The 24,736-nt window shown below is 66.5% G+C and carries 24 protein-coding genes; 11 read left to right on the top strand and 13 right to left on the bottom strand.

Features of this window, described 5'->3' with window-relative positions; all coding sequences use genetic code 11:
- Positions 1 to 23 precede the first annotated feature (23 nt).
- Entirely contained in the window at positions 24 to 716 is a 693-nt protein-coding gene (locus ACYVLV_RS05675; RefSeq protein ID WP_460808354.1) for an MBL fold metallo-hydrolase, read from the top strand.
- 27 nt (positions 717 to 743) lie between these two features.
- Here the strand turns inward: ACYVLV_RS05675 and ACYVLV_RS05670 are convergent, their stop codons facing one another.
- From ACYVLV_RS05670 to ACYVLV_RS05640, 7 genes are all read right to left on the bottom strand, one after another.
- Complete coding sequence (locus ACYVLV_RS05670) at positions 744 to 1,430, bottom strand: hypothetical protein (protein ID WP_460808353.1); 687 nt, start codon at positions 1,428 to 1,430, stop codon at positions 744 to 746.
- 20 nt (positions 1,431 to 1,450) lie between these two features.
- Complete coding sequence (locus ACYVLV_RS05665; protein ID WP_460808352.1) at positions 1,451 to 1,774, bottom strand: hypothetical protein; 324 nt, start codon at positions 1,772 to 1,774, stop codon at positions 1,451 to 1,453.
- Positions 1,774 to 2,307 (bottom strand): hypothetical protein, encoded by a 534-nt coding sequence (locus ACYVLV_RS05660; protein WP_460808351.1) that lies wholly within the window; start codon positions 2,305 to 2,307, stop codon positions 1,774 to 1,776. The genes ACYVLV_RS05665 and ACYVLV_RS05660 overlap by 1 nt, the downstream gene beginning before the upstream one ends.
- A gap of 192 nt (positions 2,308 to 2,499) precedes the next feature.
- Complete coding sequence (locus ACYVLV_RS05655) at positions 2,500 to 4,446, bottom strand: hypothetical protein (protein WP_460808349.1); 1,947 nt, start codon at positions 4,444 to 4,446, stop codon at positions 2,500 to 2,502.
- A 175-nt stretch (positions 4,447 to 4,621) separates the two neighbouring features.
- Complete coding sequence (locus ACYVLV_RS05650; RefSeq protein WP_460808347.1) at positions 4,622 to 5,686, bottom strand: 2Fe-2S iron-sulfur cluster-binding protein; 1,065 nt, start codon at positions 5,684 to 5,686, stop codon at positions 4,622 to 4,624.
- Between the two features lie 7 nt (positions 5,687 to 5,693).
- Positions 5,694 to 5,996 carry a hypothetical protein gene (locus ACYVLV_RS05645; protein WP_460808345.1) on the bottom strand — a complete coding sequence of 101 codons (303 nt, stop codon included), beginning with the start codon at positions 5,994 to 5,996 and terminating at the stop codon, positions 5,694 to 5,696.
- The gene (locus tag ACYVLV_RS05640) at positions 5,996 to 7,150 is read right to left on the bottom strand and encodes a Rieske 2Fe-2S domain-containing protein (protein ID WP_460808344.1); all 1,155 of its coding nucleotides are present in this window, start codon (positions 7,148 to 7,150) and stop codon (positions 5,996 to 5,998) included. The genes ACYVLV_RS05645 and ACYVLV_RS05640 overlap by 1 nt, the downstream gene beginning before the upstream one ends.
- 338 nt (positions 7,151 to 7,488) lie before the next feature.
- Here ACYVLV_RS05640 and ACYVLV_RS05635 point away from each other — a divergent pair, with 338 nt between their 5' ends.
- The 3 genes from ACYVLV_RS05635 (at position 7,489) to ACYVLV_RS05625 (ending at position 9,937) form a co-directional block, all read left to right on the top strand.
- Complete coding sequence (locus ACYVLV_RS05635) at positions 7,489 to 8,658, top strand: DUF1963 domain-containing protein (RefSeq protein WP_460808343.1); 1,170 nt, start codon at positions 7,489 to 7,491, stop codon at positions 8,656 to 8,658.
- 425 nt (positions 8,659 to 9,083) lie between these two features.
- Entirely contained in the window at positions 9,084 to 9,293 is a 210-nt protein-coding gene (locus ACYVLV_RS05630) for a hypothetical protein (RefSeq protein WP_460808342.1), read from the top strand.
- A 176-nt stretch (positions 9,294 to 9,469) separates the two neighbouring features.
- The gene (locus ACYVLV_RS05625) at positions 9,470 to 9,937 is read left to right on the top strand and encodes a hypothetical protein (RefSeq protein WP_460808341.1); all 468 of its coding nucleotides are present in this window, start codon (positions 9,470 to 9,472) and stop codon (positions 9,935 to 9,937) included.
- Between the two features lie 150 nt (positions 9,938 to 10,087).
- Here the strand turns inward: ACYVLV_RS05625 and ACYVLV_RS05620 are convergent, their stop codons facing one another.
- A complete protein-coding gene (locus ACYVLV_RS05620) occupies positions 10,088 to 10,873 on the bottom strand; it encodes an SDR family NAD(P)-dependent oxidoreductase (RefSeq protein WP_460808340.1) in 786 nt (261 codons plus the stop codon).
- 93 nt (positions 10,874 to 10,966) lie between these two features.
- Between ACYVLV_RS05620 and ACYVLV_RS05615 the strand changes: the two genes are divergently transcribed.
- Together ACYVLV_RS05615 and ACYVLV_RS05610 are read left to right on the top strand one after the other, a co-directional pair.
- Positions 10,967 to 12,154 (top strand): acyl-CoA dehydrogenase family protein, encoded by a 1,188-nt coding sequence (locus tag ACYVLV_RS05615; RefSeq protein ID WP_460808339.1) that lies wholly within the window; start codon positions 10,967 to 10,969, stop codon positions 12,152 to 12,154.
- Between the two features lie 20 nt (positions 12,155 to 12,174).
- A complete protein-coding gene (locus tag ACYVLV_RS05610; RefSeq protein ID WP_460808338.1) occupies positions 12,175 to 13,278 on the top strand; it encodes an acyl-CoA dehydrogenase family protein in 1,104 nt (367 codons plus the stop codon).
- A gap of 36 nt (positions 13,279 to 13,314) precedes the next feature.
- Here the strand turns inward: ACYVLV_RS05610 and ACYVLV_RS05605 are convergent, their stop codons facing one another.
- Both ACYVLV_RS05605 and ACYVLV_RS05600 read right to left on the bottom strand, forming a co-directional pair.
- Positions 13,315 to 14,424: an NAD(P)H-dependent flavin oxidoreductase gene (locus tag ACYVLV_RS05605; protein WP_460808337.1), complete on the bottom strand. Its 1,110-nt coding sequence runs from the start codon at positions 14,422 to 14,424 to the stop codon at positions 13,315 to 13,317.
- Positions 14,424 to 16,061, bottom strand: coding sequence for an acyl-CoA synthetase (locus ACYVLV_RS05600; RefSeq protein ID WP_460808398.1), 1,638 nt, complete (start codon positions 16,059 to 16,061; stop codon positions 14,424 to 14,426). Before ACYVLV_RS05600 ends, ACYVLV_RS05605 begins: the two co-directional genes overlap by 1 nt.
- A 52-nt stretch (positions 16,062 to 16,113) precedes the next feature.
- Between ACYVLV_RS05600 and ACYVLV_RS05595 the strand changes: the two genes are divergently transcribed.
- Both ACYVLV_RS05595 and ACYVLV_RS05590 read left to right on the top strand, forming a co-directional pair.
- Positions 16,114 to 16,947, top strand: a complete 834-nt coding sequence (locus tag ACYVLV_RS05595; protein ID WP_460808335.1) for a crotonase/enoyl-CoA hydratase family protein — start codon at positions 16,114 to 16,116, stop codon at positions 16,945 to 16,947.
- Positions 16,948 to 16,959: 12 nt separating this feature from the next.
- The gene (locus tag ACYVLV_RS05590) at positions 16,960 to 17,808 is read left to right on the top strand and encodes a phosphatase PAP2 family protein (RefSeq protein WP_460808333.1); all 849 of its coding nucleotides are present in this window, start codon (positions 16,960 to 16,962) and stop codon (positions 17,806 to 17,808) included.
- Here ACYVLV_RS05590 and fadD8 read toward each other — a convergent pair.
- Genes fadD8 through ACYVLV_RS05575 form a run of 3 tightly spaced genes read right to left on the bottom strand, consistent with a single transcriptional unit; the run spans position 17,778 to position 21,456 of the window.
- The gene (gene fadD8 / locus ACYVLV_RS05585) at positions 17,778 to 19,376 is read right to left on the bottom strand and encodes a fatty-acid--CoA ligase FadD8 (protein ID WP_460808332.1); all 1,599 of its coding nucleotides are present in this window, start codon (positions 19,374 to 19,376) and stop codon (positions 17,778 to 17,780) included. The genes ACYVLV_RS05590 and fadD8 overlap by 31 nt on opposite strands.
- Before the next feature lie 47 nt (positions 19,377 to 19,423).
- Positions 19,424 to 20,353: an SGNH hydrolase domain-containing protein gene (locus ACYVLV_RS05580; RefSeq protein ID WP_460808331.1), complete on the bottom strand. Its 930-nt coding sequence runs from the start codon at positions 20,351 to 20,353 to the stop codon at positions 19,424 to 19,426.
- A gap of 59 nt (positions 20,354 to 20,412) precedes the next feature.
- The gene (locus ACYVLV_RS05575) at positions 20,413 to 21,456 is read right to left on the bottom strand and encodes an LLM class F420-dependent oxidoreductase (RefSeq protein WP_460808330.1); all 1,044 of its coding nucleotides are present in this window, start codon (positions 21,454 to 21,456) and stop codon (positions 20,413 to 20,415) included.
- Between the two features lie 57 nt (positions 21,457 to 21,513).
- Between ACYVLV_RS05575 and ACYVLV_RS05570 the strand changes: the two genes are divergently transcribed.
- From ACYVLV_RS05570 to ACYVLV_RS05560, 3 genes are read left to right on the top strand one after another with little or no spacing between them, the layout of a single operon-like run.
- The gene (locus ACYVLV_RS05570; protein WP_460808329.1) at positions 21,514 to 22,485 is read left to right on the top strand and encodes a Zn-ribbon domain-containing OB-fold protein; all 972 of its coding nucleotides are present in this window, start codon (positions 21,514 to 21,516) and stop codon (positions 22,483 to 22,485) included.
- A gap of 12 nt (positions 22,486 to 22,497) precedes the next feature.
- A complete protein-coding gene (locus tag ACYVLV_RS05565) occupies positions 22,498 to 23,550 on the top strand; it encodes a thiolase domain-containing protein (RefSeq protein WP_460808328.1) in 1,053 nt (350 codons plus the stop codon).
- Complete coding sequence (locus ACYVLV_RS05560; RefSeq protein WP_460808327.1) at positions 23,550 to 24,713, top strand: thiolase domain-containing protein; 1,164 nt, start codon at positions 23,550 to 23,552, stop codon at positions 24,711 to 24,713. The genes ACYVLV_RS05565 and ACYVLV_RS05560 overlap by 1 nt, the downstream gene beginning before the upstream one ends.
- Positions 24,714 to 24,736 lie beyond the last annotated feature (23 nt).

Here is a 24,736-nt window from a genome sequence, read left to right as displayed (position 1 = left end):
CTGTGATCCGGCAGACTTCAGCCATGGATCGAGAGACGAAGACCTATACCGGCGATGTGCAGGTCGGCGGCGAGCCGCATGTGCGCGAGTTGACCTCTGTACGCATCACCAAGGTGTCCGTCGACCCGGACATGGCCAACAACGCCTACCTGTTGACCTGCCGCACCAGCGGTGAACAGGTCCTCATCGACGCGGCCGCGGCACCCGAGACCCTGCTCGCTCTCATCGGGGACGCCGGGTTGACCCAGGTGATCACCACTCACCAACACTGGGACCACCACCGGGCCCTCGCCGAGGTCGTCGCGGCCACCGGGGCGCAGGTGATCGCCGGGACCCCCGACGCGGGCGCGATCACCGAGCAGACGGGGGTCGAGGTGACTCGGCGGGTCGACCACGGCGACACCATCACCGTGGGCGACACCGAACTCGAGGTCATCGCTTTGGCCGGCCACACACCCGGCTCCATCGCACTCCTGTTCGATGACCCCTCACCCCATGGCCATCCGCACCTGTTCACCGGCGACTCCCTCTTCCCAGGCGGAGTCGGCAACACCTTCGGAGACGACAAGGCCTTTGTGCAGTTGCTCGATGAGGTTGAGGGCAAGGTCTTCGACCGCCTTCCCGACGACACCTGGTTCTACCCCGGTCACGGCGGCGACTCGACCCTCGGCGCGGAACGAGACTCCCTGCCGCAGTGGCGCGAACGGGGCTGGTGAGCCGCCTCTGACCTCGAGGGGATCCGACTAGGTGCGGGCCACTCGTAGTTCGGTGACGTGGCCACGTAGGTGGTCGAGGATGGCCCACACGAAGATGGAGAGGCCGACCATCTCCATGAACTCCTCGGCGGCACTGAAGGTGATGGACCGCATGTTGGCGGTGCCGTCGACCTCGTCGCCCACGCCGGCAGCGAGCTCGAGCCCGGCGGCACCGGCGACGAAGATCACCGCAGCCAGGCCCAACCACATGCGGGTCCGCGAGGGAAAGTCGGTCCACCAGCGGAACTGGACCGCCGAGACCAGGGCCACGAATGCGAGAGCGGGAAGCACCCAGATATAATAGAGGACACCGCCGGTGTCCAGGAGTTCGCGCAACGCGGACCCGGCCCGCTCGTGCAGGGATACGGCCTCGTCGATCGAGAGCAGGACCATGACGGCCGCCAGGTTCGACCAGCCCCAGGTCCGGGTCCCCGATGCCGCGGCCCGGCTTCGACCGATCAGTAGCACCACGGCCGAGGCGAGGAACAACAGACTCTGGAACCACGTGGAGACGCTCACCTCGTCGCCCACGTCCAGCGCGGCAATGGTGTCGATGTCGGCCGCCCGGGTGACCAGGTGCATGGCGTAGCTGCTCACGGTCAACGCGACGGCGAAGCCGGCCAAGAAGAGGGCCACGCTCCGGGCGCGAACGGTGACGGACGCGGTGATAGCCACGTGGTCAGGTGTGTCCGATTTCACGCCGCACGGTAGCACGCGCGGGTACGACGCTCGAGGTGTTCGACGATCGCTGCCTGGGTGAGGTCGGACGCCAGCAGTTTCGACAGTTCGGTCCCGTCGAACTCCAGGACCCAGACCCACACCACGCTGGGGGCGATATCGGTCAGGGCAAGGTAGTCACAGACCGCAAGCACCTTGATCTCCCCCACGCCGTGAGCCAGCAGCAGCATCGCGATGTCGTCGGCCGTGGCCGAGGCAGGATCGTCCGCCACGGCACGCAGTCGTCGGGCGCTCTCCCGTGGGGGAAGGACCGCATCGAGCAGGGCGCCGAACAGGCCCATCAAGCAGCACCGAAGTCGTCTCTGCCCGGGGGGCGTTCGTCGTTCGGCACGATCTCGTCGAACATCCCGAGGGTCTCCATGGTGACCGGTACGCCGTTCTCCATGGCCCACTTCGTCGGGGCCGGCACCAACCCGAACCCGTTCAGTTCGGCGAAGACCTCCAACCCGTCCAGGTCCGGAACAGTGCCGTTCGAGACGTGGGCGATCAGCGTGTCGTGCGACAGGTCGGCTGCGATCACCGTGGCCAACGCCGGGGCGTCGAAACGCTTGAGCCACACCAACATGGTGAACGGTCCGATCCCCATCTCGGTGGCACGGGTGGCCACGAAGTCGATCTGATCCGCGTTGAGCCCGCCGCGACGCAACATCAGGCGGATGTCGCCGAGGTCAACCTCGTGGGGGTTCCGGGCGACATAGCGTGCCCGTCGCTCCGCCTTGCGCCGGTGGTTGGTGCGGGATGCGGGGCGTGAGGCTCCGCGGGCGACCGGCCAGGCGAGCACGAACAGTCCGATGACGATGAGGACGGAAAGCATGACCCCTCCTCTCCACACGGTGGCATCGGAACCGGCGTCACCTGATGTGACGTGGGGGGGTGTTCCGAACCACCTGGGGGTTGGCTTCAACCAAATCCAAGCACGACCAGCAGGCCGAAGTCTCGGACTCGAGCCAACATCACCCGATCGGTCAGACATTCCCGACCGATCGACCGACCCTCGCAGATGGGATCAGCCGTGTTGGAAGGCCGAGCTGAAACCGTCGAGGTAGGCGCTCACCGCACCCTTGTCGCGGCTCATCACCTCGGCGCCGTCGCTGCCCAGTCCCCGCGTGGTCCACGCCGGTCCCCCGACCTGGGCCAGACGCGAACCGCGACGCTTGCCGATCCGCCCGTCGATGACGAGCAGGTTCTGCTCCACCGAGGCGGTGCGAACGGGCACTCCGGCCCGCTCCAGGATCCTGCGAATGCCGTTCTTGACGTTGGGTCCAGCCACGATCGCCACGTCGCAACCATCCTGCTTCAGGTCGGCGAGAGCGGTGGCGATCCGTCGGCCACGACCGTTGGCCCACTGTCCGACCACCGCGCGGACGTTGGTGCGGCCGTCCCCGGTGCGCAGACCACGCGCCCGCGTGCAGCCGACCTCTTCGAGCGCCATCAGGACCGGGTCGCGGCGTTCGACGTTCGGTACGGGGTAGAGCTGGGTGCGGTGATTGCCCCACCGGACCCGGCGCCGGGGTGCGTTGTCGGTGGTGTCGGCCGCGAGGCGGGTGAAGATGCGGTTCAAACCGGCGTAGTACTTGCTCGAGGAGTTGCGGTAGACGTCGGTCCACCGCCTCTTGCTGGAGCCGGTGAAGGCGGTGGAGGACACCAGGGTCAGATCGGGGGTCCCGTTGGTGGCGTCCACGGTGACGAAGTTCGTCGAGGTCTCGCCGTTACCGCCGAGACAACTGCCGGCGCACCGCATGATCCACGAGGAACTGGACCGGTCGGCGCCGAGGATCTCGAGCAACGACACCTCTTGACGGCTGGACTCTGCGTCACCGAGCACGATCTGTACGTTGACCCCCCGTGCGTGGGCGTCACGCAACGCCCGGAAGAGCGGCGTGTAACCCAACCGGGCAGTGGCCACCCTGATCGTGGCGCCACCCTCGGCTCCCTGAACCGCCCGTACGACGCGGTCCAGGACCCGGCGCTTGTCGTACCCGTTGCCGTCGGGACGGTTGAGGACCGGACCGGTTTCGAAGAGGTCGAGCACCCGGTAGGTGAAGGCGATGGCGCTGTGGTCGGAGTTGAACCCCTTGACGATGGCGGCGCCGGTGCGTTGGAGCCCACCGTCGTTCTTCATCGTCATCCCGTAGTCCAGCAGTGAGGTCGGCTTCCACGACCCCTCGTTCGGCATATCGAAGTTCACCAGATCACCGAGGCGGTCGGTGGGAAGTCCGGGGTTCTTGCGTCGCCGGTCGGCGAGATAGTTCACGTTGAGGTCGCCACTGATGAAGACATGCTCGGTCTGCGTGAACAGTCGCTTGATCTCACCGCGCAGGAGCTCCAGGTGCAGGCGTAGCCGTGGGATCCGCTTCATGTTGGACAGCTGGGCATCCCGCGAGGCGCCGGAGATCACGTGGGTGTTGATGAAGCCGAACACCTTCCCGCTCGACAACTCACGCAACCGCACCGAGTTGATGTAGCGGCTGGGGGTCACCCCGTTCTCCGGGCCGTGAACCTTGACGGTCTTGCCCTCGATCAGGCGGAAGCGCTGACGATCCCAGACGATCGGGATGGCTTCTCCCCCGTCGGTGGGCATGTACCAGCCCCAGTCCTCGGCATTGGCGACCTCCATCAACGACGCGCGGTCCTCGGGCTGCGACATCTCTTGGAAGCCTCCGACGTCGCCCAGGGTGCGCATCGCCTTCTGCAGGTCGTCGCGGGCCTTGGTCTTGTTCAGACAGAAGCAGATGTTCAGCGTGAAGGTGCGCAGGGTCGGGGACGGGTTCGTCCCAGCGACGAGTCGCAGGGGCGCTGCAGTGGCGCCGACCGATCCCGGTTCCGTGGAGCCGACAAGCGACCCACCGACGGGCGCACCGAACATCGCCACCGCGAGCGCGATGGGGAGCAGCAGGGTCGTCAGGTGGGACAGGAGGCGAGACGTGCGTGGGCCTGTCGTGGGGGAAGCCACGGCGGTCTCCTTCGAAGTCGGTCGACGGGGGATGGCCGCGCGCCGTTCGGGGAAGTGGGGGCAAGGACCCGCGAAGCCGGCACCAGAATCACACCAGTCACACCCGTAACACAACAGACATCGATGAACTACACCAAAGTAATTCGATCAGTCCCGTTCGGCGCGCCGGTCGGACCTAGGAATAGCTGACCTTGACGACCTCGGCGGCAGGAAGGGACTGGCAGCCCAAGCGGATGCCATCGGCGAGGTCCTCGTCATCGAGTACGTCGTTGAACTGCATCGTCACCTCGCCCTCGATCAGGCGGATAGCGCATGCCGAGCACTCCCCCGCGCGACAGGAGTAGGGGGCCTTGACCCCCTTCGACTCCAGGAAGTCCAGCATGGTGCTGGTGGGATCCCAGTCGTCAAAACTGTGGTGCTCTCCGTCGAGTTCAACCTCGAGACGGGCCGGTGGACCTGCTTCTCGATCGGCTTCTGGGGCGGCCTCGGTCTCCGCCTCCACGACGGCCACGTCATCGCCGAACGGGTTGCCGCCCAACGACACGAACTTCTCCTGGTGACGTCGCTCCCGTGGGAACTCCAGGCCCTTCAACGCCGTCGTCGTCATCTTCATGAACGGCGCCGGTCCACAAACGAACGCGTCGTAGGAGAGGTGATCGGCCGCGAAGGCCGACATCTGCGCGGCGTTCGGAAGGCCCTGCACCGATTCCAGCCAGTGCACCACGCGCAGTCGCTCGGGGTGCTCGGCAGCGAGTTCCTTCAGGGCGTCAGCGAAGATGACGGAGTTCTCGTCGCGGTTGGCGTAGAACAACACGATTCGGCCGGTGCCCTGCGCCAGCGCGGTGCGCGTGATGGAGAGCATGGGCGTGATGCCGCTCCCTCCTGCGAAGAGCAGCAGGTCGGCGTCCAGCGAGGCGGGGGTGAAGATGCCGCTGGGGGGAAGCACCCGCAGGCGGTCGCCGGGCTGGACCCCGTCACAGATCCAGTTCGACGCATACCCCTCGACGGTCCGCTTGACGGTGATGGTCAGCGCCTCGGTGTCCAGGGGCGAACTGGACAATGAGTAGCACCGCGCAGCCACCCCGGTCTGGTCACTGGGCACGGCCACAGTCAGGAACTGGCCCGCCTTGAAGGCGAAGTCCGCTGCATGTCCGTCCGGGACGTCGAAGGTGATCGAGTGCGCGTCCGCGGTCTCTTTGGTGACCTCACGGACGGTGAGTTCGAAGGAGGAAGTAGTCATGGTGGGGTCAGTATCCGTCCTGGGCTCCGATGGCGAGAGCGCCGTCCCGAACTGCGGCGTCGATGCTGGCTGCGAGGCGAGAACAGGCCGCGCGGACCGCACGCCCACCGGGCGCCTGGTCCATCCGCGCGAACTCGGGACAACCCTGTCGCGCAGCGTCGCTCCACTGGATGGAGGTGTGCTGTTCGCTGTTCTTCTTGACCCCGACTGTGACCAGACAATCCAGGCAGGCCACGTCGGTGAGCCGCGCCCGGGTGTAGAGCCGCTGATCCTCGAGAGTCTCCTCGTCGGTCGGGACGAACGACGCCATCAGGCGGAAGTCGACGCGGCGGCGGCCGCGTCCTCCTCGGCCTTGCGAGCGAGATTCTGTGCCACCTCTTCGCGCCAGTACTCGTTGGCCTTGGTCGTGTCGACCTCGAACTCGAAACGGTCGGTCATGTCGGGACTCACGTCGGCCGCGTCGACGTAGAACTGCTCGTACCACCGACGCAGTTGGTAGACCGGTCCGTCTTCCTCGCACAGCAACGGGTTCTGCACGGGCACCTTGTTCTTCCAGATCGCCACGTCCTGCAAGAAGCCGCTGCCGAACATCTCGGCGTACTTGTCGCTGATGAACTTCGTGGTGGCTTCGTCGAGTCCTTCGGGCTTCTTCACCGCGATGCCGTACTGCAGGGTGAAGGAGTCGGGCCCGGTGGGGATGTGGCAGTTGATGAGCACGACCTCGGTCTCGAAGCCCTTGTAGTCGACCAGGAGCCAGTTGATCATGTAGCTCGGCCCGTAGTAGGTCGCCTCGGACTTGAGGAACATCTCCGCGTCGCCGTACCCGCCGGCGACGTCGGGGCGGCCCTTGGACTCCATGAACTGGGTCGCGATATGGCCCTCGAACACGTTGCGGAAGTCGGTGGGGAAGGACAGGTGCACGTAGTAGAAGTGCGCCATGTCCACGACGTTGTCGATCAACTCGCGGCAGTGGGAGTTCTCGATCGGCACGACCTCCCAGGTCCAGTCGGTGTACTCGGTCTCGATGCCGGGCAGTTCGGGGGGCAGCAGGTCGTGATCCGCCACGGAGCCTTCGACGTCATGCCAGATCATGAGCTGACCGTTGCGTACGGCGGTGGGGTACTTCTGCGTGCGGGCTCGCAGCGGGACGCGGCGGGCGTAGGGGATCGCCTTGCACTTGCCGTCGCCTCCCCAACGCCAGTCGTGGAAGGGACAGGCGATCTCGTCGCCCTTGACCGTGCCCTGGGTCAGGTCTCCCCCCATGTGTCGGCAGTAGCCGTCCAACACGTTGAGTCCGCCCTCGGTGTCCTGCCACACCACGACCTTCCCGCCGAACGCCTCGATGCCGTGCGGCTTCCCGTCCGAGAAGGTGGTGGCGAGTCCGAGGCAGTACCACCCACGGGCGAAGCGCTCGGGTGGGGTGCCGTGGTCCAGTGTCCTGACGGATCCGGTGGCGTCGCTCATGGTGTGCCTCTCAAGAAGAAGAATCGCAAAACAAGAACAGGTTACAGTTTTATCCGACGCAGGGCCATCGGTGTCTCGCTGACCGCCCGCCCAGCAGCACGGTGGCCGCGACTGTGTCAGGCCGACGTGGTCAGGTCACGTCGATCCGCGGAGAGAGCCAAGAGAAACTTCGAGCCACGTGACCGCCGGCGCGCCAAAGGTCAGGCGAACAACTAGGATCAACAGTCCTAGTTTCCGCAACGCGCACTCGGCTGGATCAGTGATCCTCACTAGAGGTGGGGTCGTGGTGGATGGTGGCTGACCGACGCGCGTGATCGCCAAGGAGAGGGCAGTAGCGGGTGCAGGACGAGATTCGGCGAATAAGCGGGGCCTGGGAAGCACACGTTCAACTCGAGAGCCTGCTCAGCGATGACGAGGAAGGATCTCGCTACTCAGCCCTGAGCGGTGACTTGGAGCGGATACTCCGAGAAGATGACGAAGTTCTTGACGCTCTGCGCGACATGGTCCGTGGAGTTTCGGAGCCCTTCGCTGTCTCGGTGGGGTTCGTCGACTTCGTTCGCGAAACTCTAGCTCCGCACGCCTTCTTCGCCCTGCAGCACGAAGATGCCTTCCGCTCGCAAATTGAGGTTCAATTCACTCCGGACGTGATGCCGATCAGGCCGGCGCTGACCCTGCCGATAGCCCACCAGTTGGTCCAATACGGAGCGACCGACGATCTCCTGGACTACCCGTGGACTTGGTTCGCGGGCAGGCCCGTGGGCTCTCCGGACGCGCAGTGGCCACGACGCTCGGATGGGAAGGTCCTGACACACGTACTACAAGTCGCCCTTAGCGAAGAAGCCATGAATGTCCCCGACTTCGAGGCTCTCGAACTACCTGGCACCGGGGTGTTGCAGATATTCCACGATCTCACCTCTCCAGGGGACCCCGGCGACAAGACGGCAGGTGCGTGGACCTTGCGCTGGCTTGACGATGGCGAGGGACAGCTGCGAGGAGAGGTGGGTCTCCTCTCATGGCCGGACGACATGCCTGGCGACCGACGGTTCGCGGCGGTGCCCATCAACGCTGACGTGACCCCGACGATCGCGTCGCCCTTGGACAACGACTCTCTGAGCGATGAAGACTTCGAACGCTACGAGCGCGTTCAGGATCTGCTGAACTGGTGGCCCTACATCAGGAATATTCAACGGGCATCGGTTGACTCAGATGGCGACGACGGACTTCAAGGCAATCCCTGGTCCCCAGACTTCGTCGCTGTGGAGCCCACCTCGCGACTCGGAGGCTTCCCCGACTGCGAAACGAACCCCGACTACGAGCAGGTATTGCGTGAGGTCCTGCCCTTAAACGACGGCGATCGTCACGTCCTGCTCGCTGACCTGAACCCACGTCAGTTTACTGATGAGGACTGGTTCCACGGTGGACGGCACCTACAGGTCTGGATGAGACGAAGCGATCTGACGCGCTGCCGCTTTGATGATGCCTGGTGCTTCATCCGAACCGACTGCTGAACGACGCGCGACAACCAGGCTCAGGGGCTAGCTCCGACGCGATCACACAGATCAAACCGTCGCGGCCCGGGCTCTCACGCCGCGCACGTCGGGCCATCGAGGCCACGGCAACGACGGTGGAGCCGATCGCTTCCCGAATTGGAGTGCTACCCCTTGTGGGCCTCAAAGTTTCGGGGATACGTTCGAGTCACTCTCGGTTTCAGTTTCAGTTTTCGGCGACGGCTGCCTCTGCGCCAGGGATTCCCGGTACCCGTCGTTCGAACGCTGGAGCACTCATGAGAAACGAATTCACGGCACCGATTTTTGTCTTGCGCGGCTATGACCGTCGCTGTCCTAGCACTTCTAGCGGCCACTCCGGCGTTGGTGGGAGCCGATGCAATGCCGACAGCCGCTAATGCCGCTGGGAACGCTCTAGAGATATCGACATGGTCACCAGGAAGCCGACCGTGGGGCGGGAGTCTGCCGTGAACCCGCGCGGCTTCGTTAGCACGGGCGGCGTGACGTTGAACGCACATCGGAAGGACGCGGAATGTCAGGCACTCACCGTCGGCAAAGTCGTCAAGCGTCCCGCAAAGATCTGCGGCTACGACAGCTCACCCATAGACGCGAAGCTGGTCAAGGAGATGCGGTATTGAGCAGCGCACCCGGTCCGAGACGTCGATCACTGCTCCACGCTTGGCGGTCAAGACGACTGCTCAGGCCCGTGGGTCTGGTGATGCTACTGACCCTCCTCGCGGGCTGTTTTGGGCCGGACAGGTCTGCGGGGTCGACAGAAACTCAAGGGGGTCCGGTCAAGATCCAGAGCCCTGCCGTGTATCTCACGGAGTTCAAGCAGGGCCGCGTCTTCTCAGATGCCTTCGTGCGCGTGATCCTTACCGGACAAGCCGCCGGGACACTACGCAGTGTCGAAGTCATCGGGGGCGATGGGTACTTCGAAATGACCGGCCTCAAAGTCGCGGGTAAGAAGCGGAAGTTCGGTTCCGTCCAACTCACCCCTCGCTATCCGCCGACCTTGAAGGCCCTTGGGCCTCTCGTCGACGGAGAAGGCGCCAAGTTGACCCTTGACGAAGCCGGGGGGTTGTTGATCATCGGGACACGCGTCACCCGTGACGGCATCGGTTCGCGCGCAGGCCTACGTGTCCGATACTCCGTGGACGGGACGGATTATTACCAGGACCTGCCGGCAGCAATCGTGAACTGCCCACCCGGAACGGACAGTGAGGCCTGTGACGACGCTTACGAGCAGGGATTCGACGACGCGGTCGAACTCGCGGGCTAGCCAATCAGTCACGGTCGGACCCGCCCATCGCAATGTCTCGCGGCGTCGGCCTGTGCCGAGGGCTGCTGCACCGATTGGTGACAGGCACCCCCCGACGACCACGGCACTCCCATGGGGGCGGCGTTGACCGCCCACGCTGGGTGGGCACCCTCAGGAGAGGGACCGCATCACGTGCCCGTAGATGTCGGGGTAGCGCTGGAGGTGGGCCCCTCCGTTGAGGTCCAGGACCTCGCCGGTCATCCAGGTGGACTCACCAGAACAGAGGAACCACACCGCGTTGGCGACGTCCTCCACCGTCCCGGCCCGGCCCAGGGGCATGTTCTCCAAGTAGTCCTGCTCGATTCCGGGGATGTCGAGAGCGGGTGCGGTCAGCGGGGTGATGACCAAGCCGGGCGAAACCGCGTTGACGCGGATGCCTCGTGCGCCCCACTCGAGGGCTGCGACCTCGGTGAGCATGGCCAGGCCTGCCTTCGCTGCGCAGTACGCCGCCATACCCGTTCCTGGCTGACGGGCGTTGAGCGAGGTCAAGGACACGAGGGAACCACCCTGACCCATGCGCTGCCCGGCGTGCTTGAGGACCAGGAACCCTCCGGTCAGGTTCACGTCGACGACACGCCGGAACTCGGCGACGTCCAACTCCTCGATCAGGCCCAAGGTGCTGACCCCGGCGCTGTTCACCACCACATCGAGTCGACCGTGATCGCTGACGACTCGATCGAACAGACGCGACACTGAATCCTCGTCACTGACGTCCACCGCAAGGTCGTCTGCGGCAGGATCCCCCTTCGACGGGCCGGGCGCTACGTCGGCCACGACCACGTTCAACCCTTCCGCTCGGAGGCGGGCGGCGACGGCTGCGCCGATGCCGGAGGCACCGCCGATCACCACGGCCACGCGGGTCTGGGTCGTCGGAGTGGGACTGGCTGGTGCGGTCATGGGAGAACCTGACTGATCGGGGCGTGGACGAAGCATGGACCAAAACAAGAACACGTTATAGTTTTGGCGTCAACGATCTCAAGGAGTTCACGCATGCACGTCGCCCTGGAACCTCAGCATGTCGCACTGCGCGAGGAGCTGACCGAGTACTTCACCGCCCTGGTGACCCCCGAGCGACGAGCGGGTCTGGCCTCGGCCACCGGCGAGTTCGGCGAGGCCGGGGTCTACCGCGAGGTCATCCGTCAGATCGGCACGGACGGCTGGCTGGGCATCGGTTGGCCCGTGGAGTGGGGCGGACAGAACCGCTCGATGATCGAGCAGTTGATCTTCACCGACGTCGCGGCCGTCGCGGGGGTGCCCATCCCCTACCTCACGCTGAACACGGTGGGCCCGACCATCATGCGCTACGGCACCGATGAGCAGAAGGAGTACTTCCTCCCGAAGATCCTCGCCGGGGACCTGCACTTCTCCATCGGGTACTCCGAACCCGACTCGGGAACCGATCTGGCCTCGTTGAAGACCCGCGCCGTGCGCGAGGGCGACGAGTGGGTGATCAACGGGCAGAAGATGTGGACCTCGCTGATCCAGTACGCCGACTGGATCTGGCTGGCGTGCCGGACCGATGCCGATCTCCCCCGCCACAAGGGCCTCTCGATGATCATGGTTCCGGCGCAGGCCCCAGGGGTCTCCTTCACCCCGGTGCACACCGTGGCGGGTGTTGGCACCTCCGCGACGTACTACGAGGACGTCCGGGTGCCGGCAAGCAACCTGGTGGGCGAGCTCAACGGCGGTTGGCCCCTGGTGACCAATCAGCTGAACCACGAGCGTGTCGCCCTCACCTCGGCCGCTCCCCTGATCCATTCGTTGAAGCTGGTCCGTGAGTGGGCGCAGCAGACCAAGAACCCCGACGGGCAGCGAGTCATCGACACCGAGTGGGTGCAGATCGCCCTGGGCCGTGCTCACGCCCGGATCGAGGCGCTCAGCCTGATCAACTGGAAGCTGGCCGCCGACGCAGACGCCGGGGTGGACCTCTCCCCCGCTGAGGCCTCGGCCACCAAGATCTACGGCTCCGAACTGGCCACCGAGGTCTATCGGGCGCTGATGGAGATCGTCGGACCCAACGCGACCATCACCGGAGCCTCGGACGGATCGGTCCTCGCCGGTCGGCTCGAGCGGTACTACCGCTCCTCGCTGGTCATGACCTTCGGCGGCGGCACCAACGAGATCCAACGCGACATCATCGGCTACGTCGGTCTCGGCCTCCCGGCCGCGAAGCGCTGACGGCGAGAAGAGAGATTCCCATGGACTTCACCTTTACCTCCGAGCAGGACGAGGCCGCCTCGCTGGCGACCCAGATCCTCACCGACAAAGCCACCAACGATCGCCTCAAGGCGGTCGAGCAGAACGGTGACCGGTTCGACGCCGACCTGTGGCGCGAGCTGTCCGCGGCCGGTCTCGTCTCGCTGGCCGTCCCCGAGGAGTACGACGGCGCCGGGCTCGGCCTCATCGAGTTGGCCCGCGTGCTGGTCGAGATCGGTCGCCACGTGGCACCGGTCCCCCTCGCCGTCAGCGGGCCCTGCGCCCTCCTCGTGGCCGAGTGCGGCACCGATGAGCAACGTCGAGCCCTACTCCCCCAGGTCGCCTCCGGCGAGCTCATCTTGACCGCGGCCGTGTCCGAGGAGCGCTCCCACCTCCCCGCGCGCCCCACCGTCACCGCCACGCAGTCGGACGGCGCCTGGGCCCTGAACGGTTCCAAGGCGATCGTGCGGGCCGGCACCGTGGCCCACCGGTTCCTGGTGACCGCGAGCGGCCCGGACGGGGTGGGCGTATTCCTGGTCGACCCCGCCACCACCGGCGTCGACGTCGTCCAGCAGCACAGCAGCGACCTCGACCTCGTGGCCCGGGTCGAGTTCACCTCGGCCACGGCCGAACTGGTGGGCACCATGGACGGCGAGACCGTCACCCGTCTGCACCACCTGCTCCTCGCCTGCGCGGCGGCGGAGCAGCTCGGCGTCACCGAGGGTGCCCTCAAACTGACGGCGGCGTACGCCAAGGTCCGCGAACAGTTCGGTCGTCCCATCGGCACCTTCCAGGCCGTCTCGCAACGCCTCGCGGACGGCTACATCGACGTCCTGGCTCAGCGGTTGACCCTGTGGCAGGCGTTCTGGCGTCTTTCCGAAGGGCTGCCGGCCGAGGTCGAGGTCGCCACCGCGAAGTTGTGGGCCGCCGACGCAGGCCACCGACTGGCTCACACCACGGTCCACGTCCACGGCGGCGTGGGCATCGACATGGACGGGGAGGCACACCGCTACTTCACCTCGGCCAAGCGCTTCGAGTTCCTCTTCGGCTCTTCGACCGACCAGGCGCTCACTATCGGGAAGGCGCTGGCCGCCGAACCGGTCTGACTTCCTGCCTCGGGGCCCTGCTCGCGTCCCTGACGATCAGCGGTAGGTGTTGAGCCGCTCCGTCGTCGCTTCGAACTCGGAGACCAGATCGGCCATCACCTCGGCGACGGGGCGGACCTCGTTCATCCGACCCACGATCTGACCGATCGGCATCGAGATGACGTCGGGGTCGTTGGCCGCACTGATCCTGCTGTGAGCGTTGGCGACCAGCAAGTTCTGCAGCGGCATGGGGAGCGGGTCCGGCGCGCCGTCCTCGGCCCAGGCCTCGGTCCACTTGGTCTTGAGCAGCCGAGCCGGTTTGCCGGTGTAGACGCGGGTCCGGACGGTGTCGCTGCTGGTGGCCCGCGTGAAGGCCGTGGTCCAGGCGTCACTGCTCATGCCACCGGTGAGTTCGCGGTACTCCGACGTGCCGAGCCAGACCGAACCCATCCACACGCCCTGAGCACCCAGGGCCAGGGAGGCGGCGATCTGACGGCCGGAACCGATACCTCCGGCTCCGAGCACCGGGACATCCGCGCCGACCGCGTCGACGATGTCGGGGGTCAGGACCATGCTGGCGATCTCGCCGGTGTGGCCCCCGGCCTCGTAGCCCTGGGCGATGATGATGTCGACCCCGTTGGCCACGTGGCTCAGCGCGTGCTTCGCGGCACCGGCCAGCGCCGCGACCTGGATCCCCGCGGCGTGGCACTGCTCGATCACGTCGAGCGGCGGCGAGCCGAGGGCGTTGGCGATCATCACCGGACGGTGCTTCAGCGCAACGTCGAGGTGGGTCCGGGCGATCGAGTGCAACCAGCCCAGGACCCCGTCACGACCCTCGCCCTCGGGCAGGGGTGGCACCCCCAGCTTCAGCAGCGTCTCGTCCACGAACCGCTTGTGGTCCTCGGGGATCAGCGCGTCGAGATCCACCGAGGTCCCCTCGGTGGGGATCTTCATCGGCATCACGATGTCGGCGCCGTACGGCTTGCCGTCGGTGTTGTCGTCCAGCCAGGTCAGGACCGTGTCGAGCTCGTCAGCGACGTTGAATCGGACGCAGCCCAGCACGCCGAGCCCGCCGGCCCGCGAGACCGCGGCGGCCACGTGCTCGGACGGGGTGAACGCGAAGATCGGGTACTCGATCCCGAACAGCTCGCACAGGTCGGTGCGCATCAGGCCTTGACGCTCTCCGCGTTGCCGAGCGCCATCTCCTTGGCGCGGGGGTACTGCGCCTTGCCGGTCGCGTTGCGGGGGATCTCGGTGACCAGGGTCAACGTCTTGGGCAGCTTGTAGCCCGACAAGTGCTGCCGCAAGAAGGACTTCAGGTCCTCGAGCTCGACGTTGTGGCCCTCACGGGGCTGCACCACGGCGGCCACGGCCTGGCCGTACTTCTCGTCGGGGATCCCGACCACGAGACAGTCGTAGACGCCGGGGTGGCCCTTGATGGCCATCTCGACCTCTTCGGGATAGACCTTCTCGCCGCCGGTGTTGACGCAGTTCGATCCGCGACCCAGGAGGGTGACCTTGCCGTCGGTCTCGATGCGCGCGAAGTCGCCGGGCACGGCGTACCGCTGACCGTCGATCTCGATGAAGGTCTGGGCGGACTTCTCGGGGTCCTTGTAGTAGCCCATGGGGACCGAGCCGCCGCGGCCCAGCCGGCCGGTCACGCCCACGTTGGTGGCCAGGTCGAGGACCTGGTTGCTCTCGTCGATCACGACGCTGGCCGGTCCGAGCGCCACGACGGGACCGTCGGTGGAGATGTGGTCCTTGTCCTGGAGGCCCGTGCCCTGGAACCCGGTCTCGGAGGCACCGATCGAGTCGGTGAAGAAGGAGTTCGGGAACGCCTCCATCCAGCGAGCCTTGACGGCGGCGCTGAAGATGGCGGCGCTGCTGGAGATCGCAATCAGGTTCGGGCAGTCGTACGGCGTCCCGGTGGCCGCCTTGGCCTCGAAGGCCTCGATCAGGGGGCGGGCCATCGCGTCACCGGTCATGAAGATCAGTTGCACACCCTCGGCCTCGATGATCTCCCAGGTGCGGACCGCGTCGAACTTCGGCTCGAGGATGGTCAGGTGCCCGGCGAACAGGTGCATGAGCAGTCCGGCCTGGGCGCCACCGTGCATCAGCGGGCTCAACGGGAAAGTGGTCATCCGGCCGTCCTGCTTGGCCTGCTCGGACTGGTCGAACTCAGCGAGCGCCTCGCCCGACATGAAGTCGATGCCGCCGCCCAGGACCCGCCAGAAGTCCTCCTGGCGCCACATGACGCCCTTGGGGAAGCCGGTGGTGCCACCGGTGTAGATGATGTGGAGGTCATCGGGGCTGCGTTCGTCGAAGTCCCGGGCCTCGCTCTGTCCCTCGAGCGCGTCGGCGAGCAACACCCCGTCGTAGGCGGAGACATCGCTGGCGTCGGCGGGCTCGATGGCGTCGGGGATGGCGATGATGGTCTGCAGGGCGTCGTGCTTCGGGGCGCAGGCGGCCACCAGGGACGCGTAGGGCCGGTCGTGGATCAGGCCCACCAGGTCGGCGTTCTCGAAGAGGTAGTTCAACTCCCCCTCGACGTAGCGGAAGTTCACGTTCACGCTCACCGCACGCACCTTGAGCACCGCGAGCAGCGCGACAACGTGCTCGATGCTGTTCTTGGCGTACAGCCCCACGTGATCACCCGACCCGATCCCTCGACTGGAGAGGAAGTGAGCCAACTTGTTGGACTCCGCCTCCAACCAGGTATAGGTGACCGTCCGGTCCCCCACCTTCAAGGCAGGGTTGTCCGGGGCGGCATCGACGGCGTGTTCGAAGAGGTCAGCAATGTTCATAGCCACAACGCGAGACTAGAACACGTTCTTGTTTTTCGCTAGCGTTCTCACCATGAGCAACGATGAGTCGACCCAGAGCCTCCCCTCCGACGAGGCGCCCAACGCCCCCCACTGCCTCGTGGAGATGGTGGATCACACCCTCGTGGTGACCATGAACCGCCCGGAATCGCGCAACGCGCTCTCCGGAGAGATGCTCGCGATCATGTCCGACGCCTGGGACCGGGTGAACGAGGACGACGACGTACGGGCCTGCATCCTGACCGGAGCCGGTGGGTACTTCTGCGCCGGCGCAGACCTGAAGTCGATGTCGAAGAAGCCGCCGTCGGAGAGTTTCGAGTCCGGGGAGTACGACCCCTCGACGATCAAGGGACTCCTCAAGGGGTTCCGACTGATCAAACCCCTCATCGCCGCTGTCGAGGGTCCCGCCATCGCCGGCGGGACCGAGATCCTGCAGGGAACCGACATTCGAGTGGCCGGCGAGTCGGCTCGATTCGGGGTGGCCGAGGCCCGCTGGAGCCTCTACCCGATGGGTGGGTCGGCGGTGCGCCTGCCTCGCCAGATGCCCTACACCGTCGCCGCCGAGTTGTTGCTGACCGGACGCCAGATGAAGGCCCCCGAGGCCAAGGAGGTCGGTCTCATCGGTCACGTGGTCCCCGACGGTGAGGCCCTGGCCAAGGCGCACGAGATCGCCAGCGCCATCGCGGCCAACGGACCCATCGCCGTGCAGGCCATCTTGAAGACGATGCGGGACTCCGAAGGCAAGCACGAGAACGACTGCTGGGCCGACGACGCCCGGGTAGGGGCTGCGGTGTTCGCCTCAGCGGACGCCAAGGAGGGCCCCCGCGCCTTCGCGGAGAAGCGGAAGCCGAACTTCACCGGCGTCTGAGACACTTTCGTCGTGCCGTGGCCGACCTGGGAGCAAGCGGGCGTCTGCGCCCTGGTGAGTGTGCTGGTCGGCTTCGTGCTCTCCCGAGGTCGCGATCCTCGAGGTCTTGCTCCAGCCGCCTACGAGTTCGCGCTCGTCTCAGGGCTCTACACCGCGTGGCGCCTGGCCAAGCAGATCCCGCTGGGCAACGACGAGGGGGCCATCGAACGAGCCCGCAGCATCGTGGAGTTCCAGACCTACCTCCACCTGCCCACGGAGTTGTCCGTGCAGCAGTTCGTGCTTCAGTACGACTGGCTCGGGCGGCTCGTCTCGGCGTACTACGGCATCCTGCATGTCCCGGCGCTGCTCGCGTTCATGGTGTGGCTCTTCGTCCGGCACCGTGAGCACTACCCCCACTGGCGCAACGGGCTGGCCCTGCTCACGGCCGGCTGCCTGGCCATCCGCTGGGTGCGGGTCGCTCCCCCGCGCTACCTGACCGATCTGGGCTATCAGGACCTCTCGGAACTCTTCGGCCCCTCGGTCTACGGCGAGGTCGGCACCGGCGTGTCCGATCAGTTCACCGCGATGCCCTCGATCCACGTCGGATGGGCCGCGGTGGTGTCGTTCGGGATCTTCGCGGCGACCAGGAGTCGATGGCGGTGGTTCTTCCTGCTCCACGTGGTCATCACGATGATCGTGGTGTCGGCGACCGGTCATCACTGGTGGCTCGACGGCGCGGTCGCCCTCGTGCTGTTGTGGGGCGGGCTGCGCCTGGATACTGCCGTACGCCGGTCGCTCGACTCTCGACGCGGCACAACCGCCGACGCACCCACCTCGGCGTCGACCCCAGCTCAACCGACGCTGCGGTCCCCGGTCCAGTAGGTCGCCCGCAGGGCCTTCTTGTCGGGCTTGCCGAGACCGGTCAGCGGCAGCGAGTCGGCCACGATGACCTGCTTGGGCACCTGCACCGACCCCTTGCGCTCCTTCACCGAATCCTGGATCTCGGCGGTCATGGCGGTGATCGAGGCATCGTCGCGTGGGGCGTCCTCACGCAGCACCACGATGGCGGTGACCGCTTCGCCGAACTTCTCGTGCGGCGTACCGATGACCCCGACCTGGGCAACCATCGGGTGCTCGGCCACGACGTCCTCGACCTCACGGGGGAAGACGTTGAAGCCGCCGGTGACGATCATGTCCTTCGTCCGGTCCACGATGTACCAGAACCCGTCCTCGTCCTCGCGGGCGATGTCTCCGGTGTGCATCCACCCGTCCCTGAAGGTAGCGGCGGTCTCCTCGGGCAGGTTCCAATAGCCACCGGCCAGCAGACTTCCGGCGACGCAGATCTCGCCGGGCTCCCCGACCGCGACCTCGTGGCCGTCCTCGTCGAGCAGCGCGGTGCGGACGAAGGCGGAGGGACGACCGCACGAGGACAGTCGCGCGTCTCCACCGGTCAGGTGGTCGGCCTTGGGCAGGTAGGTGATCGCCATCGGGGCCTCGGACTGGCCGTAGTACTGGGCGAAGATCGGGCCGAAGCGGTCGATGGCCTCCTTCAGCCGGACCGGGTTGATCGCCGAGGCGCCGTAGTAGACGGTCTCGAGCGAGCTCAGGTCGCGGGTGCGTGAGTCCGGGTGGTCCATCAGGGCGTAGAGCATGGAGGGCACCAGCATCGTGGCGGTGATCTTCTGCTCCTCGATGGTCCGCAACACTTCGGCGGGATCGAACCGCGCCAGCACGTAGAGCGACCCGCCCTTGATCACCGTGGGGGTGAAGAAGGCCGCGCCAGCGTGCGAGAGCGGAGTGCACATCAGGAACCGGGGGTTCTCGGGCCATTCCCATTCGGCGAGCATCACTTGGGCCATCGTGGCCATCGCCTGGGAGGTTCCGATGACACCCTTGGGCTTCCCGGTGGTGCCACCGGTGTAGGTGATCGAGACGATGTGATCCGGCGGCAGGGTCTTGGCCTCGAGGGGTACGGCGTCGAAGGTGGCGGCGGTGGCGACCAGATCGGTGCCGACATGCGCCAGTTCGGCCGGCACCGGGCCGATGGTGAGCACCTGGGTGAGGTTCGGGCACTTCTCCAACAGCGCCACCGCGCGCTCGACGAAGTAGGGGTCGACGACCAGGACGGTGATGCCGGCGTCGTTGATGACGTAGGCGTGATCGTCGGCCGAGCCGAGCGGGTGGAGCGACGTACGCCGGAAGCCCTGCGTCTGTCCGGCACCCAGGATGAACAGCACCTCGGGACGATTGAGCGCCAACAACGCCCCGGAGGTCTCCGAGCCAGCCCCGAGCGACTCGAAGGCCTGCACGTAACGGCTCATCTGCTCGGCGACCTCGCCCCCGGTCAGCGTGGTGTCACCGAGGTACATCACCGGCTTGTCACGGTGCCGTTTGAGGGCGGCGACCATCAGGTTGCCGTTGTGGGTTCCGGTACGCATCTCATCGACCATGCGCAGAGACTAGAACGTGTTCCAGTTTGGTGCCACCCCTTAGAGCGTCAGGGCACCGATTCGACGAAGTACTCAGCCATCCGCGTGCGCGCCATCGTGGCGCTGATGTGCAGATCGTCGTAGAAGGTGAAGGTGCCATCGACGATGGCCTGGCATCGCCGAACCCCACAGAACGCGTCGTTCACCTCGATGAGCCGTGGACTCCCTGCGAGCCTTCGGGTGATCCGACGGGCGTAGGACGCTCGATGGCCCTCCTTGTTCAACACCCGAGAACGCGGCAATGAGCAGCGGTAGGGCTTCGACCCCGCCTCGCAACTGCGCCTGCTCTGCGGGACCTGTCCGACCGGGGCAAGGACGTCGGCATCGACGCCCATCCGGCCCAGCACATCGAACAGGCGCGGAGTGCCGCGGAAGAACGATGCGGCGGTCTGCGCGACGTAGCCGTTGAACGCAGGCTTCCCCTGCCGACGAGCCTCGTTGGCGGTCAGGTAGAAGTCCCAGTTGATACCCAGGATCACCTGGGGTTCTGGAGCCGATTTGCGGAACTGTCGCAGCTTCGCCAGGACCAGCTCCCCGGCCTCCTCGCACCCGTTGCGCGGTGCGCGACGCTTGCCGTTGCGACCTGTGGGCAGGGTGGGCGGGCAACCCCCCAGGAGGAACGCCACCACGTTGACGTCCCGACCGCGGGTCGCCTCCAGGAGGGCCGGGACCATCATGAACGCATGCGAATCGCCCCAGAGGAAGACGGTTTGTCGGCTGGGGTCGATCTCGGTGAGCTGGCAGAAGATGAACTTGCGCGGGATCTGCTCCTTGGGCGTGGCACACACTCGCGGCAGCCGAGGGAAGTCCCGTTCGGGCTTGACCTGGGCCGCGGCAGCCTGGGGCACCACGCTCAGCATGGAGAGCGTCACCACCAGTCCCAGCAGAAGTCCTGCCAGTCGTCGAAGTGTCACGGGCGCGGTTCGGAGCAGAATCATGGCGCCGACATCATCACATCTCGGGGCCCTGGAGGAGCTTGAAACGGCAGTTTGGTCGGTCAGGCGAGGACACTGGCGATAGTCCTCAGCTCCTCGACCGAACGGCAGCTCAGCAGCAGGGTGGTCACACCGGTCTCCTCCCACTGCGCGGCACGATCGCGGACCTCGGCAGCTGTGCCGATCATGTGCATGTCGTCGACCAGTTCGTCGGGGATCAGGGCAGTGGCCTCGTCCTTCTTGCCCTCGAGGTAGAGGCTCTGCACCTGATCGGAGAGCTCGGCGTACCCCATCCGCTCGAAGACCTGCTTGTGGAAGTTCTGCTCCTTGGCCCCCATCCCACCCATGTAGAGCGAGACGATCGGCTTCATACCGTCGATGACCTGCTGCTTCTCGGCGGCGTCGGAGACGATCTGGACGTGGCAGGTCGCTGCGATCTCGAAGTCGTCGCGGGTGCGTCGTGCCCCCTCGCGGGCGAAGCCCTCGTCCAGCCAGGGTTGATACATCCCCGCCGACTTCGGGGTGTAGAAGATCGGAATCCAGCCGTCGGCGATCTCGGCGGTCTGGGCGACGTTCTTGGGGCCCTCGGCCCCGAGCCAGATGGGGATGTCTGCTCGCAGCGGGTGGACGATCGACTTCAGCGGCTTACCCAGGCCCACGGAGTTCTCGCCGTTGAACGGCAACGGGTAGTGGGGCCCGTCGTTGGTGACCTTGCCCTCCCGGGCCAGGACCTGGCGGATGATGTCGACGACCTCGCGGGTGCGGGCCAGCGGCTTGGAGAAGGGCTGGCCGTACCACCCCTCCACGACCTGGGGCCCGCTGACGCCCATGCCGAGCACGACACGGCCGCCGCTGAGGTGGTCGAGGGTCAAGGCGTGCATGGCGATCGAGGTGGGCGACCGGCCCGACATCTGGACGATGGAGGTGCCCAGGCGGACCCGCGAGGTTTCGCGTCCCCACCAGGCCAGGGGGGTGAAGGCGTCCGATCCCCAGGCTTCGGCGGTGAAGATCGCGTCGAATCCGGCCTCCTCCGCGGCGGCGACGAGCTCCGCTGTTCCGGAGGGCGGCTGGGCGCCCCAGTAGCCGAGCTGCAGTCCAAGTTTCATGGACACACCCTTACAGACCCTTGCCGACATTTCTAGAACATGTTTCACTTCTGCGTCATGTCCCGAACTCTTTCCGCGCCGGTCACCGTCGCCTTCGACTACACCCGCTCGACCGGGCCCGCCCTCGGTCGCTTCATGACCGGTCTGCGCGACGGTCAGCTGATCGGTGCTCGTACGTCGAGCGGGCGGGTCGTCGTACCCCCACCGGAGTACGACCCGGACACGCACCGAGCAACCGAGGACTTCGTCGAGGTCTCCACCACCGGGACGGTGACGTCCTGGTCGTGGGTCTCCGAGCCGGTGGCGGGACAACCGTTGGACAAGCCGTTCGCCTTCGTCCTGGTCACCTTCGACGGGGCGGACGCCCCGATGCTCCACGCCCTGGACGTCGACTCCCCCGCCGACGTCACGACCGGGATGCGGGTGCAGGTCCGTTGGGCCGCCGAGCGGGTCGGGCACATCAACGACATCGCGTGTCTCGAGCCCGCCGGCGATGTCGTCGCGGTCGTCGCGGTGGAGCAGGCCGGTGAGACCGAGCCCGCTACTGGCCCCGTCACTGGCATCGTCACCCCCGTCGAACTCGACTATCTCTACGCCGCTTCCCCCGAAGAATCAGCGTTCTACCGTGGGCTCCTCGAGGGGAAGATTCTCGGGCAGCGCTGCCCCGTCTGCCGGAAGGTCTACGTCCCCCCACGTAGCGCCTGCCCGGTGGACGGGGTGGCCACCGCCGAAGAGATCGAGCTCTCCCACACCGGCACGATCACCACGTTCTGCATCGTGAACGTGCCCTTCTTGGGACAGAAGATCAAGCCCCCTTACGTCTCGGCGTACGTGCTGCTCGACGGTGCCGACATCGCCTTCCTGCACCTGATCCTCGACGTTCCGGCCGAGGAGGTCCGGATGGGGATGCGGGTCGAGGCGGTGTGGAAGCCCCGCGACGAGTGGGGCACCACGATCGAGAACATCAGCCACTTCCGACCGACCGGCGAACCCGACGCCGAGTACGCCACCTACAGCCAGCACCTCTGAGCGGAGACACCGATGCGTGACGTTGCGGTCGTGGGCTTTGCCCAGCGACAAATGGCGGACTTCGACGGGTCACCGACCTGTGTCGAACTCCTCGTTCCCCTGTTCGCCGAGATCTACGAGCAGACCGGATGGACCCGGCACGACGTCGGGTTCTGGTGCTCGGGGTCTTCTGACTACCTCGCCGGGCGGTCGTTCTCGTTCGTCCAGGCGGTCGACGCGATCGGGGTCATCCCCCCGATCAACGAGTCCCACGTCGAGATGGACGTCGCCTGGGCGTTGTACGAAGCCTGGTTGAAGATCCAGACCGGTGAGGTCGACACCGCCGTGGTCTACGCCTTCGGCAAGAGCTCCGCCGGTCAACTGCGCCGAACCCTGTCGATGCAACTCGACCCCTACACGCTGATGCCCCTGTGGCCCGACACCGTGTCGCTGGCGGGGTTGCAGGCCCGCGCCGGCCTCGACGCTGGCGTGTGGGATGAGACAGCGATGGCCGAGGTCGTCCAACGGTCGCTCACTGACGCCGAGACCAACGAGTACGCCATCCGCAAGGGTGGTTCCTCGGTGGCCGAACTGCTCGCTCGGCCCTTGTACGCCGACCCCCTGCGCAAGCACGACTGCGCACCGGTCACCGACGGGGCAAGTGCCCTGGTCCTCGCCGCCGGCGACAAGGCCCGTGAGGTGCGGGAGAACCCGGCCTGGATCTCCGGGATCGCCCACAACGTCGACGCCCAGAGCCTCGGCAGCCGCGACCTGACCACCTCCCCCTCGACCCGCCGAGCAGCGGCCTCGCTGTCGACCGATGGGGTGGAGATCGCCGAACTGCATGCTCCCTTCAGCCACCAGGAACTAATCCTGCGTCGCGAGCTGGGCCTGCGCGACGACGTACGGATCAATCCCTCGGGTGGTGCGCTGGCCAGTAACCCGATGTTCTCCGCCGGCGGCATCCGGATCGGCGAGGCCGCCCGCGCCATCTGGTCCGGCGAGGCGTCCAAGACGTTGGCCCACGCCACCTCGGGCCCGGCACTTCAGCAGAACCTCGTCTGCACCCTGGAAGGACGCGCCTGATGGGTAAGCAACCAGCCGCCGTGATCGGCATCGGCCAGACCCACCACCGCGCCAAGCGGGAGGACGTCTCGATGGCCGGCCTGTGCCGCGAAGCCATCGACCGGGCTCTCGAGGACGCGGGGATGACCCTCGACGACATCGACGCGATCGTCGTGGGCAAGGCTCCGGACCTCTTCGAGGGCGTGATGATGCCGGAGTTGTTCCTGGCCGAGTCGCTCGGCGCCGTGGGCAAGCCCCTGCTGCGGGTGCACACCGCCGGATCCGTGGGTGGCTCGACCGCGATCGTGGCCTCATCCCTGGTCTCCTCCGGAGTCCACAAGCGGGTGCTGACCGTCGCCTATGAGAAGCAGTCCGAGTCGAACGCCATGTGGGCCCTGTCGGTTCCGGTGCCGTTCAACATGCCGGTGCACGCCGGCGCGGGCGGCTACTTCGCCCCGCACGTGCGCTCCTACATCCGCCGCTCGGGGGCACCCACCCACGTCGGTGCCGTCGTGGCCGCCAAGGACCGACAGAACGCGCTGAAGAACCCCTATGCGCACCTGCAGAACCCCGACACGACCGTCGAGTCGGTCCTGGCCTCCCAGATGCTGTGGGACCCGATCCGGTACGACGAGACCTGCCCCTCCTCCGACGGAGCCTGCGCGCTGGTCATCGTCGACGAGGACACCGCAGCCTCCTCACCGAACCCGGCCTGGATCCACGGTACGGCGATGCGATCGGAGGCGACCTCGGCCGCCGAACGCGACCAGGTCAACCCCCAGGCCGGCCGCGACGCTGCGGCGTACCTGTGGAAGCAGGCGGGCATCACCAACCCGCTGGAGCAGATCGACGCCGCGGAGATCTACGTTCCGTTCTCCTGGTTCGAGCCGATGTGGCTGGAGAACCTGGGTTTCGCCGCCGAGGGCGAGGGATGGAAACTCACCGAGAGCGGCGGCACCTCCATGACCGGGGTCCTTCCGGTCAACTGCTCGGGCGGGGTGCTCTCGTCCAACCCGATCGGCGCCTCGGGGATGCTGCGCTTCGGCGAGGCCGCCCTTCAGGTCCGCGGGGCCGCCGGTGAGCATCAGATCGACGGCGCTCGTCGCGCGTTGGGTCACGCCTACGGCGGTGGCTCCCAGTTCTTCGCGATGTGGGTCGTCGGTGCGGACAAGCCCGCGAGTTGAGTCCGTTTCGCGCATGGGCGCCT

This window comes from Nocardioides salsibiostraticola, from assembly GCF_054783655.1.
Note: the sequence above shows the minus strand (reverse complement) of the source record. Positions and strands in the feature narration are given on the sequence as shown.